Source organism: Kaistia nematophila, from assembly GCF_026343855.1.
GTDB classification, from domain to species: domain Bacteria; phylum Pseudomonadota; class Alphaproteobacteria; order Rhizobiales; family Kaistiaceae; genus Kaistia; species Kaistia nematophila.
On sequence record NZ_JAPKNK010000002.1, the window covers coordinates 598,630 to 615,413 of the forward strand.

The 16,784-nt window shown below is 67.4% G+C and carries 13 protein-coding genes; 11 read left to right on the forward strand and 2 right to left on the reverse strand.

What is annotated here, in order from left to right; all coding sequences use genetic code 11:
* Positions 1-20: 20 nt before the first annotated feature.
* The 11 genes from OSH07_RS07095 to OSH07_RS07145 all read left to right on the forward strand — a co-directional run bounded on the left by OSH07_RS07095 (position 21) and on the right by OSH07_RS07145 (position 13,833).
* On the forward strand, positions 21-1,145 hold the full coding sequence (locus OSH07_RS07095) for a BMP family ABC transporter substrate-binding protein (RefSeq protein ID WP_266337910.1): 1,125 nt from the start codon (positions 21-23) through the stop codon (positions 1,143-1,145).
* A gap of 75 nt (positions 1,146-1,220) precedes the next feature.
* Positions 1,221-2,798 carry an ABC transporter ATP-binding protein gene (locus OSH07_RS07100; protein ID WP_266337911.1) on the forward strand — a complete coding sequence of 526 codons (1,578 nt, stop codon included), beginning with the start codon at positions 1,221-1,223 and terminating at the stop codon, positions 2,796-2,798.
* Between the two features lies 1 nt (position 2,799).
* Positions 2,800-3,882 carry an ABC transporter permease gene (locus tag OSH07_RS07105; RefSeq protein WP_266337912.1) on the forward strand — a complete coding sequence of 361 codons (1,083 nt, stop codon included), beginning with the start codon at positions 2,800-2,802 and terminating at the stop codon, positions 3,880-3,882.
* Between the two features lie 9 nt (positions 3,883-3,891).
* Complete coding sequence (locus tag OSH07_RS07110) at positions 3,892-4,827, forward strand: ABC transporter permease (RefSeq protein WP_266337913.1); 936 nt, start codon at positions 3,892-3,894, stop codon at positions 4,825-4,827.
* Positions 4,828-4,903: 76 nt separating this feature from the next.
* A complete protein-coding gene (locus tag OSH07_RS07115) occupies positions 4,904-5,773 on the forward strand; it encodes an aromatic ring-hydroxylating oxygenase subunit alpha (protein WP_266337914.1) in 870 nt (289 codons plus the stop codon).
* A gap of 62 nt (positions 5,774-5,835) precedes the next feature.
* Positions 5,836-7,164, forward strand: a complete 1,329-nt coding sequence (locus OSH07_RS07120) for an amidohydrolase family protein (RefSeq protein ID WP_266337915.1) — start codon at positions 5,836-5,838, stop codon at positions 7,162-7,164.
* Positions 7,165-7,186: 22 nt separating this feature from the next.
* Positions 7,187-8,554, forward strand: coding sequence for a guanine deaminase (gene guaD, locus OSH07_RS07125; protein WP_266337916.1), 1,368 nt, complete (start codon positions 7,187-7,189; stop codon positions 8,552-8,554).
* 216 nt (positions 8,555-8,770) lie between these two features.
* On the forward strand, positions 8,771-9,811 hold the full coding sequence (locus OSH07_RS07130) for a substrate-binding domain-containing protein (protein WP_266337917.1): 1,041 nt from the start codon (positions 8,771-8,773) through the stop codon (positions 9,809-9,811).
* 208 nt (positions 9,812-10,019) lie between these two features.
* Positions 10,020-11,276 carry an LVIVD repeat-containing protein gene (locus OSH07_RS07135; protein ID WP_266337918.1) on the forward strand — a complete coding sequence of 419 codons (1,257 nt, stop codon included), beginning with the start codon at positions 10,020-10,022 and terminating at the stop codon, positions 11,274-11,276.
* Positions 11,273-12,817, forward strand: coding sequence for a sugar ABC transporter ATP-binding protein (locus OSH07_RS07140; protein ID WP_266337919.1), 1,545 nt, complete (start codon positions 11,273-11,275; stop codon positions 12,815-12,817). Before OSH07_RS07135 ends, OSH07_RS07140 begins: the two co-directional genes overlap by 4 nt.
* Entirely contained in the window at positions 12,817-13,833 is a 1,017-nt protein-coding gene (locus OSH07_RS07145) for an ABC transporter permease (protein WP_266337920.1), read from the forward strand. Before OSH07_RS07140 ends, OSH07_RS07145 begins: the two co-directional genes overlap by 1 nt.
* A gap of 353 nt (positions 13,834-14,186) precedes the next feature.
* Here OSH07_RS07145 and mtnK read toward each other — a convergent pair whose 3' ends face one another.
* The gene (mtnK, locus tag OSH07_RS07150) at positions 14,187-15,449 is read right to left on the reverse strand and encodes an S-methyl-5-thioribose kinase (protein WP_266337921.1); all 1,263 of its coding nucleotides are present in this window, start codon (positions 15,447-15,449) and stop codon (positions 14,187-14,189) included.
* A gap of 154 nt (positions 15,450-15,603) precedes the next feature.
* Positions 15,604-16,650 carry a substrate-binding domain-containing protein gene (locus OSH07_RS07155; RefSeq protein ID WP_266337922.1) on the reverse strand — a complete coding sequence of 349 codons (1,047 nt, stop codon included), beginning with the start codon at positions 16,648-16,650 and terminating at the stop codon, positions 15,604-15,606.
* Between the last annotated feature and the right edge of the window lie 134 nt (positions 16,651-16,784).

Here is a 16,784-nt window from a genome sequence, read left to right on the forward strand (position 1 = left end):
CCGAGAACCGAGGGGAACGAATGATCGACTTCAAGAACATGAACCGCCGCCGCTTCATGGGCCTCGCCGGCATGACGGCTGCGTCGTCGCTGATGCTGCCGCAGTTCGGCCGGCCGGCCTATGGCGCGACACCGCTCGCCGCCGTCAAGGAAGAGGATGCCGTGATCGGCTTCGGCCATGTCGGCCCGATCTCGGACGAGGGCTGGACCTGGAGCCACCACCAGGGCCTCGAGGCGGTCAAGGCCGCCTTCCCGAAGGCGAAGTATCTCGAAGTCGAGAACATCCCCTTCTCGGCCGATTGCACGCGCATCTATCGGCAGATGGTGTCCGACGGCGCCAACATGATCATCTCGACCTCCAACTATGGCGACCTGATCTACGAGGTTTCCGACCGCGCCACGGACGTCGCCTTCATGGAGTGCGACGGCCACCGCAAGGCCGACAACCTCTCCTATTATTACATCCAGCACTGGTTCCCGACCTATGTGGCGGGCGTCGCCGCCGGCCTGCTGTCGAAGACCGGCAAGCTCGGCTATGTCGCCTCCTTCCCGGTCCCGGCCGTGTTCTGCGGCACCAACGCCTTCCTGATGGGCGCGCGCACGGTCAATCCGGAAGCGACGTTGCAGACGGTGGTGATCAATTCCTGGTTCGACCCGCAGGGCGCCAAGCAGGCCGGCACCGCGCTGATCGACAATGGCTGCGACTTCCTGTTCGGCATCATGGACGAGGCCGCCTACCTGCAGGTCGCGCAGGAGCGCGGCGTCTGGGCGGCGATGTGGAACACCGACATCCGCCGCTACGGCCCGGATGCCTATGTCACGTCGATCGTCCTCGACTGGAACCAGTACTACGTCGACCAGGTGCGCAAGCGCCTCGCCGGCGAATGGACCGGCGGCGAGGGCACGCTGCTGCCGATGGGCAAGGGCATCGACCGCGACGCCTGGGGCGCCAAGGTCCCGGCCGAAGTCGCCGCCAAGGCGGACGCCGTGCGCGACCGCATCCTCAACGAAGGCTTCAATCCCTTCGTCGGCGAGATCAAGGACATCGACGGCAATGTCCGCGTCAAGGCCGGCGAGACCATGACTCCGGAAGCCCTCTACACCTGGGACTGGTCGATCGAAGGCGTGTCCGGCCTCAAGGTCTGACGCCCAATCCAAAGGCCCCTTCCCGGCGACGGGAGGGGCCGCTCTCCTGCATGCTGACGACGAGGACGCGCATCGATGCCTGAAGCTCCGGCACGCGACATTCCTGCCAGGCCGATCATCGCGCTGGAAGGCATCGGCAAGGTGTTTCCGGGCGTCATCGCCAATGCCGATATCGACTTCGACCTCCACCCCGGCGAAATCCATGCGCTGCTCGGCGAGAACGGCGCCGGCAAGTCGACGCTGATGAACATCCTGACCGGCATCTACCGGCCGGATTCCGGCCGCATCCTGCTCGATGGCGCGGTTCAGAGCTTCGGCTCGCCGGTCGAGGCGATCGCTGCCGGCATCGGCATGGTGCACCAGCATTTCAAGCTGGTGCGCGCCTTCACCGTCGCCGAGAACGTTCATCTCGGCTGGAAGGATACGCCCCGCTTCGCCTCGGCGCAGGTGCTGGAAGCGCGGACGCGGGAACTCTCCGAACGCTACGGCCTCGCCGTCCGACCCGACGCGCGCATCGACGAGCTTTCCGCCGGCGAGCAGCAGCGCGTCGAGATCCTGCGCGTGCTGGCGCGGCAGGCGCGCGTGCTGATCCTCGACGAGCCGACCGCCGTGCTGACGCCGAGCGAGGCGCGCACCCTTTTCAAGGCGCTGCGGGCCTTCCGCGCCGCCGGCAATTCCGTGATCTTCATCAGCCACAAGCTCGACGAGGTGCTGGAGATTTCCGACCGCGTCACGGTGCTGCGTGGCGGCCGCAAGGTCGTCACCGAACCGACGGCGAACTGCACCACGACGAAGCTGGCGCAGCTGATGGTCGGCCGCGAGATGGTGCTGGGCGGCCTGCGCGAGATGATGACGCCGCGCCACGAACCCGGCCGCATCGTCATCGCGCTCGAAAACGTCTCGGCCGCCGATGATCGCGGCCGTGCCGGCCTGATCGACGCCGATCTTGAGGTGCGCGCCGGCGAGATCCTCGGCATTGCCGGCGTCGCCGGCAACGGCCAGCGCGAGCTCTCCGAAATCCTGACCGGCGTGCGCAAGCCGACCGGCGGCCGGATCCTGATCGAAGGCGTTGCCGTCGACGACCCGTTGCCGGCCTTCTTCCTCGATATCGGCGTCGGCCATATCCCGGAGGACCGACTGCGCAGCGGCGTCGCTCCGAGCCTTTCGGTCGCCGACAACGCCGTGTTGCGCGCCTATGCCGAGCCCCCGATCGCCCAAGGCGCGCTGTTCAGGCCCGGCGCCGCCGACCGGCTCGCCAAGGAGATTGCCGCCGACGCGGAGGTGACGCTGCCCTCGCTGCGCACTCCGATCCGCAACCTTTCCGGCGGCAACCAGCAGCGCCTCGTCGCCCGACGCGAGATGCGCATCGCCAGACTCGCCATCGTCGCCGCCTATCCGAGCCGCGGCCTCGATGTCGGCGCCATCTCGACCCTGCTTCGCTACCTGATCGACCTGCGCAATTCCGGCGTCGCCGTCGTGCTGATTTCCGAGGAGCTGTCCGAATTGTTCGACGTCACCGACCGCATCGCCGTCATGTTCAAGGGGCGGGTGATGGGACTTTTCGAGACGCAGGACGCGGATCTCGAAACGGTCGGCCTGCTGATGGGCGGGCAGACGAAGCAGCCTGCCACCCAAGCCGTCGAGGCTGCCTGACATGAGCGGCTTCCCGTCCCTGCGCCTTGTCCGTAGCTCCACCGTTTCCGGCCGCCGTATCCTTGCCGCTCGCGCGATCGGCTTCATCGCGGCGCTCGCCGTCGGCGCCATCGTGCTCGCCGCATGCGGCTTCGATCCGCTGCATCTCGGCACCCAGATCATCAAGAAGAGCCTCGGCTCGCGCTTTGGCCTCGAAGATCTCGGCCTGCTTCTGACGCCGCTGATCCTGACCGGTCTCGCCGTCACCGTGATGATGAAGATCGGCCTCTGGAACATCGGCGCCGACGGCCAGTTCTATATCGGCGCCTTCGCGGCGACCGCGATCGGCCTGTTCGTCAAGGGACCCGAGCCCTTCATGCTGCTGCTTTGCTTCGCGGCCGGAGCGGCCGGCGGCGCGCTCTGGATCCTCGTGCCGACGCTGGCGCGCGCCTATGGCAAGGTCGACGAGATCATCACGACGCTTCTGCTGAACTTCGTCGCCTTGCTGCTGGTCTATTACGTCGCCACCGGTCCCTGGCGCGACCGCACCACGGGAACCGTCGCCTCGACCGGCCGCGTGCCCTACCAGATGCCGGATTTCTTCGGCTCGCTGCACTGGGGCTTCGTCATCGCGGTGGTCGCGCCGATCCTGTTCGGGCTGCTGCTGCGCTACACGAAATGGGGCTACGAGATTCGTCTGACCGGCGCCAATCCGGAGGCCGCGCACTATGCCGGCATCCCGGTCCGCCGCCGCATGATCACCATCATGCTGCTCTCCGGCGCCATCGCCGGCATTGCCGGCATGCTGGAAGTGACCGGCACGGTGCATCGCCTGCAGGGTGGCATCTCCAACAACTATGGCTATCTCGGCGTCATGGTCGCGGTGCTGGCGCGCGGCTCGCCGGTCGGCGTGATCGCCGGCGCGGCGCTGATGGCGATCATCCTGAACGCCGGCATCATCCTGCAGACGCAGGGCCTGACCACCGCCGCCGTTCTCGCCCTGACCGGCCTCATCATGATGTTCACCGCGGTCGCCGACCAGTTCGCCCATTACCGCCTCGTCCGCGCCCTGCCCCAGGCAGCGCCGGCAACGGCCGCGGGCTGAGGAAATCCCATGGAACTCATTACCGGCATCCTGACGACGGCGATCCTGGCGGGCGGCGTGCTGGCGCTGGCGGCGCTCGGCGAAGTGCTGGCCGAGCGCGTCGGCGTCTTCAACCTGGGCGTCGAGGGCCTGATGGCGCTCGGCGGCGTCACCGGCATCATCGCCGTGACGCTCTACCCCAATCCTTTCTTCGGCTTCGCCATGGCGCTTCTCGTCGGCCTCGGCTTCGGGGCGCTGTTCGCCTTAGCGACGGTCGTCTTCCGCGCCAACCAGGTGTTGTGCGGGCTGGCGCTGACCATGCTCGGCTCCGGCCTCGCCGTCACCATCGGCAAGAGCTATTCCGGCATGCCGGCCAAGGCGACCTTCGAGAAGATCGTCGTGCCCTATCTGAGCGACCTGCCGATCCTTGGCCGCGCCCTCTTCTCGCAGAACATCCTCGTCTATCTGATCTACCTGGTCATCCCGGCGGCGATCTCCTTCGTGCTGTTCCGCACCCGCCACGGCATGAATGTCCGCGCCGTCGGCGAGAATCCGGCAGCCGCCGACAGCGCCGGTATCCCGGTGACGCTGATCCGCTTCTGGTACGTCACCATCGGCGCGGCTCTCGGAGCGGGTGCCGGGGCCTATCTGACGCTCGCCTTCGTGCCCTCCTGGTCGGACGGCGTCGTCGCCGGGCGCGGCTGGATCGCGGTGGCGCTGGTGATCTTCGCCGGCTACCGGCCGTTCGGAGCGGTGTTCGGCGCGCTGCTCTTCGGCGTGATCACGGCGATCGGCTATGTGGGGCAGGCGCGCAACTGGCCGATCTCGCCCACATTCCTTTCCATGCTGCCCTATCTCGGCACCATGCTGGCGATGATCCTGCCGGTATTCCTGTGGCGTCGGCTGCGGCTCGGCTTCACCGCGCCGGCCGGCCTCGGCGTGCCGTTCTTCCGCGACGAACGATGACCCGGCTCGCTCGAAAAGCGAGTGTGTGCAACATTTGGCGGCCTGCCCGCCGCATCTGCCCCTGAGGAGAATGGCCATGGCAAGACCGGCTGAAAAAGCATCCCTCGACCAGTGGTATGTGATCGACATCGCGGCCGATATTCCGGCCGAGCCGAAGCCGAACCGGCTGCTCGGCCGCGACCTGATCGTCTCCCGCGATACGGCGGGAACGGTCGTCGTGCGGGAAAAGCTGGAAGGCGGCGTTCTCGGCGAGGCGCTGCCGACGCGCGATCGCTACGGCTTCATCTGGACGACCCTCGGCACGCCGGAGCGCGAGTTGTTCGATATCCCCGAAGCCGACGAGCCCGACCGGCGGCACGTCGTCTGCGGCGCGGTCGCCGTGCGCGCCTCGGGCCTGCGCATCGTCGAGAACTTCCTCGACATGGCGCATTTCCCCTTCGTCCACACCGATATCCTCGGCGCCGAGCCGCACACGGAAGTGCGCCACTACACGACCGAGATCCGCCGCGACGTCGACGAGGTCTGGGCCACCAATTGCGAGTTCTTCCAGCCGCAGGCAGCGCTTTCCGCCTCAGGCGGGATCATGACGCAGTACATGTACCGCGTCGCGGCGCCGTTTCAGACGCTGCTCTACAAGACCTGCCCGGCGGCGGCGAACCGCTGGGACGTGATCTGCCTGTTCGTGCAGCCGCTCGACCATGACCGCTGCCGCGCCCATCCGGTGATGTTCATCATCGACGACGAGAGCACGCTGACCAGCATGGTGCATTTCCAGCAGCTGATCTTCCTGCAGGACCGGATCATCCTGGAGAACCAGCGCCCGCGCCTGCTGCCGCTGGAGCCGCGCGCGGAGATTCCGACCCGCGCCGACATCTCCTCCGTCGCCTACCGGCGCTGGCTGAAGGAAAAGGGCGTCACCTTCGGCACCGCCGAACGCGCCGCCTGAACCTTCCCGCCGTTCCTTCGCCAAAGCCTTTTTCGAAGCCAGCATTTCGGGGCCGCATTGCCATGACCATCGATATCGCCATCATCAACGGCACCGTGCTTCCGATGGGCGGCGCCAAGCCGATCGAGAACGGCGTCGTCACCCTGACGGGGAGCACGATCACTGCCGTTGGCCCCGCCGACGAGGTCGATATCCGCGGCGCGCGCAAGGTAATCGACGCCTCGCTCTCGGCCGTCATGCCGGGCTTCTGCGACAGCCACACCCACATCGCCTCCAACATGCTGCTGCGCGGCCTGCTGGAGGACGTGAAGCTGTTCGAATGGCTTTCGACCATGTGGCAGCTGAAGCGCAACTTCGACCCCGAGACGCTCTACTGGGCGAGCCTGATGGGCCTCGTCGAAATGGTGAAGTCGGGCATCACCACCTTCAACGAGCACTTCGACGCCTATGCCGTCGAGCCGGAGATCGAGGCGTTGAAGCGGATTCCGCTGCGGGCGACGCTCGGCTACGGCTTCGCCGATCGCGGCCTCTATGCGCCGATTACCGACTGGTCGTGGAAGACGCTGAACAATTTCGGCGACCTCGTTTCCAAGCATCACAAGACACGCGACGGCCTGCTGCAGATCGGCCTGTCGCCGCATGCGCCCTATTCCTGCGGCGAGGAGATGTACCGGCTGACGCGCGAGGTGGCCGACGCCTACAGCGTGCCGATCCACACCCACCTCGCCGAGGGCACGCAGGAAATGGCCTACATGGCCGAGAATTACGGCACCTCGCCGGTGCGCTGGCTGGAGTCGCTCGGCTTCCTGAAGGGCGACATCACCGCCGCCCACTGCACCCAGCTCGACGCGGAAGACATGAAGATCCTGGCGGCGCATGACGTCAAGATCGGCCACTGCCCCTGCTGCAACGCCAAGCTCAACTCCGGCACCATGCCGCTCAAATGCGTGCTGGAGCACGGCATCACCGTCGGCCTCGCCACCGACGGCCCGGCCAGCCACAACACACTCGACATGTTCCAGGAGATGAAGTTCGCCGGCCTGATCCACAAGGACAAGACCAACGACGTCGAGTTCCTGAAGACGGCGGAAATCCTGGAGCTGGCGACCGCAGAGGGCGCGAAGGCGATGAACCGGCCGGAGACCGGCCGGCTCGCGCCCGGCATGGCCGCCGACGTCATCGTCGTGGATCTCGACAAGGCGCACAGCCTGCCCGTCTATGACGCGGCCGCCGCCCTCGTCTATTCGAGCCGGGCCGACGACGTCACCCACACCATTGTCAACGGGCGAATGCTGATGGAAAACCGCTTCGTCGCGGGTATAGACGAGGCGGAAATCCGCCGCGAATTCCGCACCCGCGCCCATGCGCTGCGCAAGCGCAGCCTGGGCTGAGACCACCAGACTGGAACCCGCCTTGACCGACCTGCGCAGCAAGACCATCGCCGGCACGTTCTGCCATGCTCCCGAACTCGGCTCGATCGAGATCCTGAGAGACGCGCTGGTCGAGATCGACGGTCGCGGCACCATCGTGGCGGTGACCCCGGCCGGCGATCCCGGCCATGCCGCGAAGCGCGCGCGGGCAGCGGAATCCGGCGCGCTCGTCGAGGCGCCGGCCGAGAGCTACATCCTGCCCGGCTTCGTCGACCTGCATATCCACGCGCCGCAATATCCGCAGCTCGGCAAGGCGCTCGACGTGCCGCTGGAAGTCTGGCTGCAGCAGCACACCTTCCCGCTCGAGGCGCGCTATGCCGACCTCGCCTTCGCCCGCCGCCACTATGAAGCGCTGGTCGAGGACCTGATCGCCAACGGCACGACGACGGCGCTCTATTTCGCCACGCAGCATGTCGAGGCGTCCAAACTGCTGGTCGACATCTGCCTGGAACAGGGCCAGCGCGCCCTGGTCGGCAAGGTGGCGATGGATAATCCGGCCGAATGCCCGGACTATTATCGCGACGCCTCGGCCGAGGAAGGCATCACGGGCACGAAGGCGCTGATCGACTATGTCGCCGCGCATCCGGAAAACCACGGCCTGGTCCATCCCGTGATCACGCCGCGCTTCGTTCCCTCCTGCACCGATCCCCTGCTGGAAGGGCTCGGCGAACTGGCGCGCCAATGCGGCTGCCATGTCCAGACGCATTGCTCGGAAAGCGACTGGGCACATGGCTATGTGCTCGACCGCTTCGGCCGCACCGACGCCGAGACGCTCGACCGCTTCGGCCTGATGACGCGCAGGACCGTGCTGGCGCATTCGAACTTCCTGACCGACGGCGACATGGAGCTGATCCATGCGCGCGGCGCCGGCGTCGCGCATTGCCCGCTCTCCAACGCCTATTTCGCCAATGCCGTCTTCCCGCTCCGGGCGGCGCTCGCCAAGGGCGTGCGCGTCGGCCTCGGCACCGACATTTCGGGCGGCCCGACCGCCTCGATGATCGAGGCGCAGCGGATGGCGATCGCTGCCTCGCGCATGCTGGAAACCGGCGTCGACCCGACGCTGCCGCAGGCGGAGCGCGGCCGGCCGGGTTCGCGCATCGATTTCGACGTCGCCTTCCATCTCGCCACCGCCGGCGGCGGCGACGTGCTGGACCTGCCGATCGGGCTGTTCCGTCCCGGCTTCCACTTCGATGCCATCCTCGTCGACCCGCATGCGCCGGGCGGAACGATGCGCGTCTGGGACGACATCGACAGCGACGCGGACGCGCTGCAGAAGATCGTCTACACCGCCTCGAAGGGCAATCTGGCCGCCGTCTGGATCGGCGGACGAGAGGTTGCCGGCACGCTTTAGCTGCTGCGACTCCGGCGCTAAGCCGGCTCGCCCCGCAACTCGGCCGATACCGGCAACAAACGACCACGATTCCAGCTTGAATTGAAATTGCTTTTCTTTATGCCCATCGGCGGAACGCTAGCTTGGCAACCAATTGCGAAAGCTTCGCCGGCGGACCCGTTTGACGGTCGCCCTTCGCTGACGCAAGCGACGTTCTGGAACTGACGGGGTATGGATATGGGCAAGAAGCTTCTTTCGCTCGCACTAGCTGCGAGCCTCACCGCGCTCTCCTCGGGCGCCTTCGCCGAAGGCATCGCCGGCGCGCCGGCGCCGTTCGACAAGGGCGGCGTCAAGATCGCCGTCATCTCGTTCCTCGGCTCGGGCGACTGGCTGCAGGCGTTCGAAGCCGGCGTGAAGCGCCAGGCCGACGCGCTCGGCATCGAGGCGAACATCTCGCAGGCCCGCAACGACATCAACGCCGAGCGCGAGCTGATCCAGCAGGCAATCAATCTCGGCGTGAAGGGCATCGTCATCAACAACGGCCAGCCGGAAGCGCTGAAGGACGTCGCGCAGGCGGCCCTCGACGCCGGCATCCCGGTCGTCGCCTATGACGTCAACCTCGACAACGCCAAGATCCCGCAGATCGAGCAGTCCGACGCCGACATGGCGCGCCTCGTTCTGGAGCAGGCGGTCAAGGAGCAGGGCGAGACCTTCGACGGCGGCGCCGTCTATGTCTCCGGCTTCGCGCCGCTCGACCGCCGCTATGCCGTCTGGAAGGAATTCGGCCAGAAGTATCCGGGCATCAAGGAAGTCGCGACCTGGGGCGTCGTCAACGACAGCGTGCCGGCCTCCGTCGCCGACCAGACCAAGGCCGTGCTCGCCGCCAACCCGACCCTCTCCGTCGTCTTCACCCCCTGGGACGAATTCGCCCGCGGCGTGAAGCTCGCCATCGACGAGGCCGGCGTCGCCGACAAGGTCAAGATCTACGGCGTCGACATCTCGACCTCGGACATCCAGGCCATGCGCGAGCCGAACAGCCCGTGGGTCGCCACCGCTGCCACCAACCCGGCCGTCGTTGGCGAGGTGTCGATCCGCGCCCTGGCGCAGCTGATCGCCGGCCAGGACCCCGGCCGCTCGGTCCTGATCCAGCCGACCCTCGTCACCAAGCAGACCCTGGTCGACAACGACATCAAGACGATCGAGGAACTGCAGGACAAGTTCCCGGCCTTCAAGGACAGCGACGCCGCCAAGAAGGACTGGATCCCGGCCGCGAAGTAAGGAAGGGCGCTCCGCCTGAACCCTCCCCTTGAGGGAGGGTCAAAAGTGCGCAGCACTTTTGGGGAGGGGTGCCTGAGATGTCGGGGAGAGGAACGCTTCGGCTTACCGAAGCTGCCCCCTCCCCAAATCCGCCAAGGCGGATTTGACCCTCCCTCAAGGGGAGGGTTTCGCTCGTGATTTCGGCTTCGGCCAAAGTAAAGAAAAGACCATGACCGCCCTCCCCACCCCCGACTATGCGAAGAATATCCGCCTGATCGGCCATTCCGACCAGGGCGGGCGGCCGGACGCGCTGCAGGTCATGGTGCATCGCGGCTTCGCCTATGTGGCTCATCCCTGGTCGCAGGGCTTCTCCATCATCGACGTGCGCGACCCGAAGAACCCGGGCGAGACGGTGTTCGTGCCGGCGCCGCCGAACACCTGGACCATCCACCTGCAGACGCATAACGACCTGCTGCTCGTCATCCATGCGCGCGACCTCTTCGCCGACGCCGCCTTCGCGGTGGACGAGAAGGTCTATTACACCAAGTCGGTCGGCGAGACGGTCGGCACGGCCGGTGGCGCGAAGACCGCCCGCAACTGGTCGGCCGGCATGGCGATCCACGACATCTCCAAGCCGGCGGAGCCGCGCCAGATCGGATTCTTCCCGGTCGAGGGCGTCGGCATCCATCGCATCTGGTATGTCGGCGGCCGCTACGCCTATGTCTCGGCGCTGGTCGACGGCTATAGCGACTACATCTTCATGATCGTCGATCTTCAGGATCCGACGAAGCCGGTCGAGGCCGGCCGCTGGTGGATCCCCGGCATGCATCTCGCAGGCGGCGAGCAGGCAACATGGGGCGAGGGCCGGCGTTATGCGCTGCATCACAGCCTCGTCGAAGGCGACACCGCCTATGCCTGCTGGCGCGACGGCGGCCTCACCATCCTCGACATCGCCGACAAGTCGGCGCCGAAGCTGATCACGCACAAGAACTGGTCGCCGCCCTTCGGCGGCGGCACCCATTCGCCGCTGCCGCTGCCGAAGCGCGACCTGCTGGTCGTCGCCGACGAGGCCGTGCTCGACCACGAGGAAGACGGCCGCAAGCGGACCTGGATCTTCGACATCAAGGACAAGGCGAACCCAATCTCGATCGCCACGCTGCCGACGCCGGCCGAGGCCGACTACACCGCCAAGGGCGGTCATTTCGGCCCGCATAATCTGCACGAGAACCGGCCCGGCAGCTTCGTCTCCGACACGTTGATCTTCGCGACCTACCAGAATGCCGGCGTGCGCGTGTTCGACATCTCCAACCCGTTCGAGCCAAAGGAGACCGGCGCGCTGGTCCCGGCCGCGCCCGAACGCATGGTCGACAAGCGCGGCAATCGCCCGCGCGTGATCCAGTCGGCCGATCTGTTCGTCGACGCCAACGGCATCATCTATTCCACCGACTACAATGCCGGTCTCGCCATCATGGAGTATGAAGGGTGAGCAACACGCCCTCCTCCGCCCGGATCGCCGTCTCCGTCACGGGGCTGGAAAAGTCATTCGGCCCGACGCGCGCGCTCGCCGGCGCGGATCTCGTCGTCGAGGCCGGCGAGATCGTCGCCCTGATGGGCGCCAACGGCGCCGGCAAGTCAACGCTGGTCAAGATCCTCTCCGGCTCTATCTCCGCCGATGCCGGGACGATCCTGCTCAACGGCAAGACCGTTTCCTTCGCCTCGCCGGCAGAGGCGCAGGCCGCCGGCATCGCCACCGTGCACCAGGCGACCGATCAGGCCGGCGCCGCCGGGCTGACCGTGGCCGAGAACCTGACGCTGAACGAGCTCTGCGGCACCGGCAGCTTCTTCGTCTCGCCACGCTCGACCCGCAAGCGGGCCGCCGAAATCGCCGCGCTGATCGACCTCGACCTGCCGCTCGACCGCGACTTCATCGACCTGCGCCCGGCCGAACGCCAGCTGATCGCCATCGCCCGCGCGGTCGCCGCCAAGGCATCCGTGCTGATCCTCGACGAGCCGACCTCCAGCCTGTCCTCGACCGAGGCCGAACGGCTGTTCTCCGTGCTGCGCCGCCTGAAGGCGAGCGGCATCGCCATCCTCTATATCTCGCACCGCACCGGCGACCTGGCGGCGATCGCCGATCGCGCCGTCGTGCTGCGGGGCGGCAAGGTCGTCGCGTCCTTCGCCAAGCCGATCGATTTTTCGGCCGCCGTCGCCGCCATGATCGGCCGCACGCTCGACGCCAGCGCCCATGCCGGCACGGTCTCGGCAGCTCCGATCCTCGCCTCCGTCAAGCGCGCGCGACTCATTCCGGGCTCGCGGCCGTTCGACCTCGACCTGCGCTCGGGCGAGGTCGTCGCGATCACCGGCACGCTCGGCTCGGGCAAGAGCCGGCTGCTGCGCGCCCTGTTCGGGCTCGAGACGCTCGCCGAAGGCTCGTTCACCCTCGACGGCAAGCCCTGGCTCTCCGACGGTCCCGCCCGCTCGATCGACAATGGCGTGTTCATGGTCGCCGAGGACCGTTGGGCCTCGTCTCTGCTGCCGCCCGAAATTCCCGGTGCCTCGATTGCCGGCACCATCGCGCTGCCGCATCTGCCGCGCTGGTTCCCGCTCGGCCTGCTGCGCGAAACGCGCGAGCGTCTCGTCGCCGCCGACGCGATCGGCCGGCTCGGCATCAAGGCGCGCGGTCCCGACGACACGCTCGACCAGCTCTCCGGCGGCAACCAGCAGAAGGTCGTGCTGGCGCGCTGGCAGGCGGCGCCCTGCCGGCTGCTGCTGCTCGACGAACCTTTCCAGGGCGTCGACGTCGGCGCCCGCGCCGACCTGATCGCGGCGATCCGCAATAGCCAGTCCGGCTCGGCGACCCTGATCGCCACCAGCGACACCGAAGAAGCGCTCGAGGTTGCCGACCGCATCCTTGTCATGCGCGACCACTCCCTTTACGAGGCCGACGGCCGCCATGAATCGCTCGCCGCCATGATCGGCCGCGTCGAGAGCGCCGAGACCCAGGCTGCCGGCACAGGACACCCATGATGACCGACCACGCTGCATCTTCGTCGAAGCCGGCTTCGACCTTCGCCGAAACGGCGCGCAAATACGCGCTGTTCGTCCTGCTGGCGGCGATGCTGGTCGGCTTCTGGTCGGCCCAGCCCGCCTTCATCAACTCGGCCAATCTGTTCTCGATCCTGCAGGCTGTCTCCGTCGTCGCCATCCTCGGCGTCGGCGTCTCGATCACCATGTCGGCCGGCGGCTTCGACCTCTCGGTCGGTAGCGTCGCCGCTTCATCCGTGATGGCGGCGAGCTACGCCATGGTCGTGCTGCAGTTGAACGCCTTCGAGACGCTCGGCCTCGTGCTGCTGATGGGCGCCTTCATCGGCCTGGTGAACGGCCTGCTGATCGTCCGCGTCGGCGTGCCCGACCTTCTGGCGACCCTCTCGACCATGTTCCTGCTCGCCGGCCTGCAGCTGATCCCGACCGGCGGCCGCTCGATCACCGCCGGCATGATGCTGCCGAACGGCACCACGGCGGCCGGTGCGTATGACCCGGCCTTCCTGATCCTCGGCCGCGCCCGGCTGTTCGATACCGTCCCCTATCCGGTCATCGTCATGGCCATCGTCGCCATCCTCGCCTGGTTCCTGATGGAGCGCACGCGCTGGGGCCGCGTGTTCTACGCCATCGGCGGCAACGAGACCGCCGCTCACCTCGCCGGCGCGCCGACCAAGGCCTACCGCCTCTGGGCCTATGTGCTTTCCGGCACGCTCGCCTCGCTCGGCGGCCTGATCGTCGCCTCGCGCGTCGGCCGCGGGGACGTCTCGGCCGGCAACTCGCTGCTGCTCGACGCCGTCGCCGCCTCGCTGATCGGCTTCGCCGTGCTCGACAAGCGCCGCCCGCATGTGCTCGGCACGGTGCTCGGCGCCATCTTCGTCGGCGTGCTGCTGAATGGCCTCACCATGCTGAACGCGCCCTATTACACGCAGGACTTCGTCAAGGGCGTCGTCCTCGTCGGCGCGCTGGCGCTCACCTTCGGCCTCGGCAAGAAGAAGCGGTAAGAGCGCTTTCGAGCGAAAGAGATGCCGGTCCGCCCGCCCCAGCCATGTCGACCTGTCTCCGGCCACGGGATGACGACGGAGTTGGACGCCTATCGCCTCGAATCCGGCGCCCAGATCCCGGCGCCACCGCCCGGCGGGACTTCAAGCGGCTGAGGGAGGACGGTGCCCGGGCTGGTTTTGACTGCGCCCGAAATACTGGCGCCGCGTCGCCTGCCGGATGCACCGCCAGGCGACCATCGCCGCCCCGCATATCCGGGCTGCGCACCAGAGCGGCTACGCTTCGCGGCGCCGCCCCCCTCCGGGCGATCATCTCCCGCGTCGTGAGCTGGCTCGAAGGCTACCCCCCCCTCGCCTCAGGCCGCCCTGGCGGCCGCGACGATATCTTCCGGGGTGCGGAAGCTGTGCGGCTCGAGCAGGAAGGTGCGGGCGAGGCGGGCCGCCTTGGTCTCCAGCGGCGCGCGGCGGGCCGGGTCGGCGATACGCTCGAAATCGGCATTGTGGGCGAAGCCAAGAATTCGGCGGATGGTCTTAACGCCGGCATAGCCGACCGCGTCGGCAAAGATGCGATCGAGGAAAGCCTCGCGCCGAGCCGCCAGGACGGCTGCATCCGCCGGGTTGGCGAACATCGTCGCCGGGTAGGCGTCGCCGCGGGCGCTGGTCTCCCAGAGCGCCAGGAAGCGGCGCTTGAACGTGTTCCAGAACACGGGCACCTGGTCGAGCACCCAGTCGGCCTGCGCGCGGCGGTCGTCGCCTGCCGTCGCATGGCCGGGCTGGGCCAGATAGTTCATGACGAGATTGGCCAGGAAGGCGCCGACATCGAAGCCGATCGGCCCGACGAAGGAGAATTCCGGGTCCATGACGCGGGTATCGGTCTCGGTCACCATCACCGAGCCGGTATGCAGATCGCCATGGATCAGCGCCTGCCCGCTGGTCAGGAAGCGCCAGCCGAAATCGGCGACGGCGCCCTTCAGGGCGGAATCGGCGCGGAAATCACGCGCCAGGCCATCCAGTTCCGGGCTGGTCCAGCGATTGCGCGGCGACTGGCTGAGCGGATCGGAGAACACGACCTCGGCCGTGATGCGGATCAGCGAGGTGTTCTTCGCGAAGGCGGCCGTCCACTCGGCCTTTTCCTCGATCGTCGCGCCGAGATCGGAGGTGGCGAAGGTGGAACGGGCGGCGAACTCGCCGACATGCTCGGCGACATGCGGGTAGCGCTTCCCCTCGATCAGGCCGCGCCGCAGGATGATGTGCGGCGACAGGCGCTCCATGACGAAGGCGTAGAGCTCGGGCTGGTAATGGTAGAAGCGCGGCGCCAGGCCTTCGACATGCTCGCCGACCGCCCGGTAATAGGACTGCTCGAAGAAGGCGCGATCGAGCGGCAGCGGCCAGCTCTCGCCGGCAGCGCGCACATAGGGCAGCGACTGCTTCACGCAGACCGAGCCATCCGGGCCATCGACCAGGAAGACGAGGTTCAGATTGCCGTCGCCGACTTCCTGCACCGTCCAGCCGTCCGGGGCGCCACCGAGCTTCTCCCGCATCGCCGGCAAGCCGTCGAGGAAGCTGCGGACGGAGTGGCTGTCGAGGGGATGGTAACCGGCGGGCACGTCGAGGGACATGAAGGCTGCTCTATCGTTCTCGCGCGGCGTCTTCGGGCGCATGGCGCGTCTGACAAGAAAGCGGCGCGGGAGCCAGTCCCGCGCCGCGTCGAAATCAATGGCGGTCAGCCCTAGCGCGTCTCGATCGCGCGCGCCAGAGCCGGCTTACGAGGCGTTACTTCGCCGCCGGGATCCAGGCGGCCGTCGCCGCGTCGCTCTTGCCGAAGGCCGGCAGCTTGGCGTCGAGGTCCTCGACCGTCTTGATCGCGTTGGCGCGCAGGTCCTTCTGCGTGATCAGCACCGGCTTGACGACGATGTTGTGGCCCGGATCCTCGCCGGCGATCAGCTTGGCGACGGCGCGCACCGAAACCTCGCCGACGACGGCGGGGTTGGTGGCGACGGTGGCGACCCACGGGCTGCCCTCGGCGGCGATCTCGGTGATGTCAGCGGTCGAAACGTCGGCCGAGTAGATCTTCACCTTGTCGGAGATGCCGAGTTCGTCAGTGGCGAGCTTCACGCCGCGGGCGAATTCGTCATAGGGCGCGAACACGACGGAGATGTCGGGATTGGCCTGGAAGGCGGCCTTGGTCTGGTCGGCGGTCGACGAGGCGGTGGTGTCGTTCACCGCGCCCCAGCGTGCCTTCTCGACGATGCCGGAATTTGCCTTCTTGGTCTCTTCCCAGACCTCGTTGCGGCGGTCGAGCGGCGCGAAGCCGGCGACATAGACATAGCCGGCGTTGAACGCCTTGCCATTGTCGGAGATCGCCTGCTCGAGCGCGGTCTTGGCCAGCTCGTGGTCCGACTGCTCGACCTGCGGGATAGCCGGATTGCCGAGATCGACATCGAAGGCGACGACCTTGATGCCGGCGTCGAGCGCCTTCTGCGCCACGTCCTTCAGCGATTCCGGCTGGCCGTGATCGATGATGATGCCCTGGACGCCGAGGTTGATCGCCTGCTCGACCTGCTCGCGCTGGGCGGCGGCGTCCTGGCGACCGGAGAAGATCTGCAGGTCGATGCCGAGGGCCTTGGCCTGCTTCTGCGCGCCAGCCTGGTAGGACTGGAAGAAGTCGCCGGCGGAAATGAACGTCACCAGCGCCACCTTGACGCCGCCCTTGTCGAAGGGAGCGGGAGCGCCGGCGAGGCCCTCGCCATAGGCGGGCGCGCCGAGGAGGCTGGTCGCCAGCAGGCCCGCGCCGGCCAGGCCGATTGCAAAACGCTTCATCTATTCTCTCCCATGCGTCCCCAAGGACGGCTACGATCCCGGCAACACGCAGCGCCCCGGCGGCGAAGTTGCAATTTCATTCTGATAGCGCGACGGCTGACGCGCACGGAACGAAGGATTTTCTCTTTATTCGG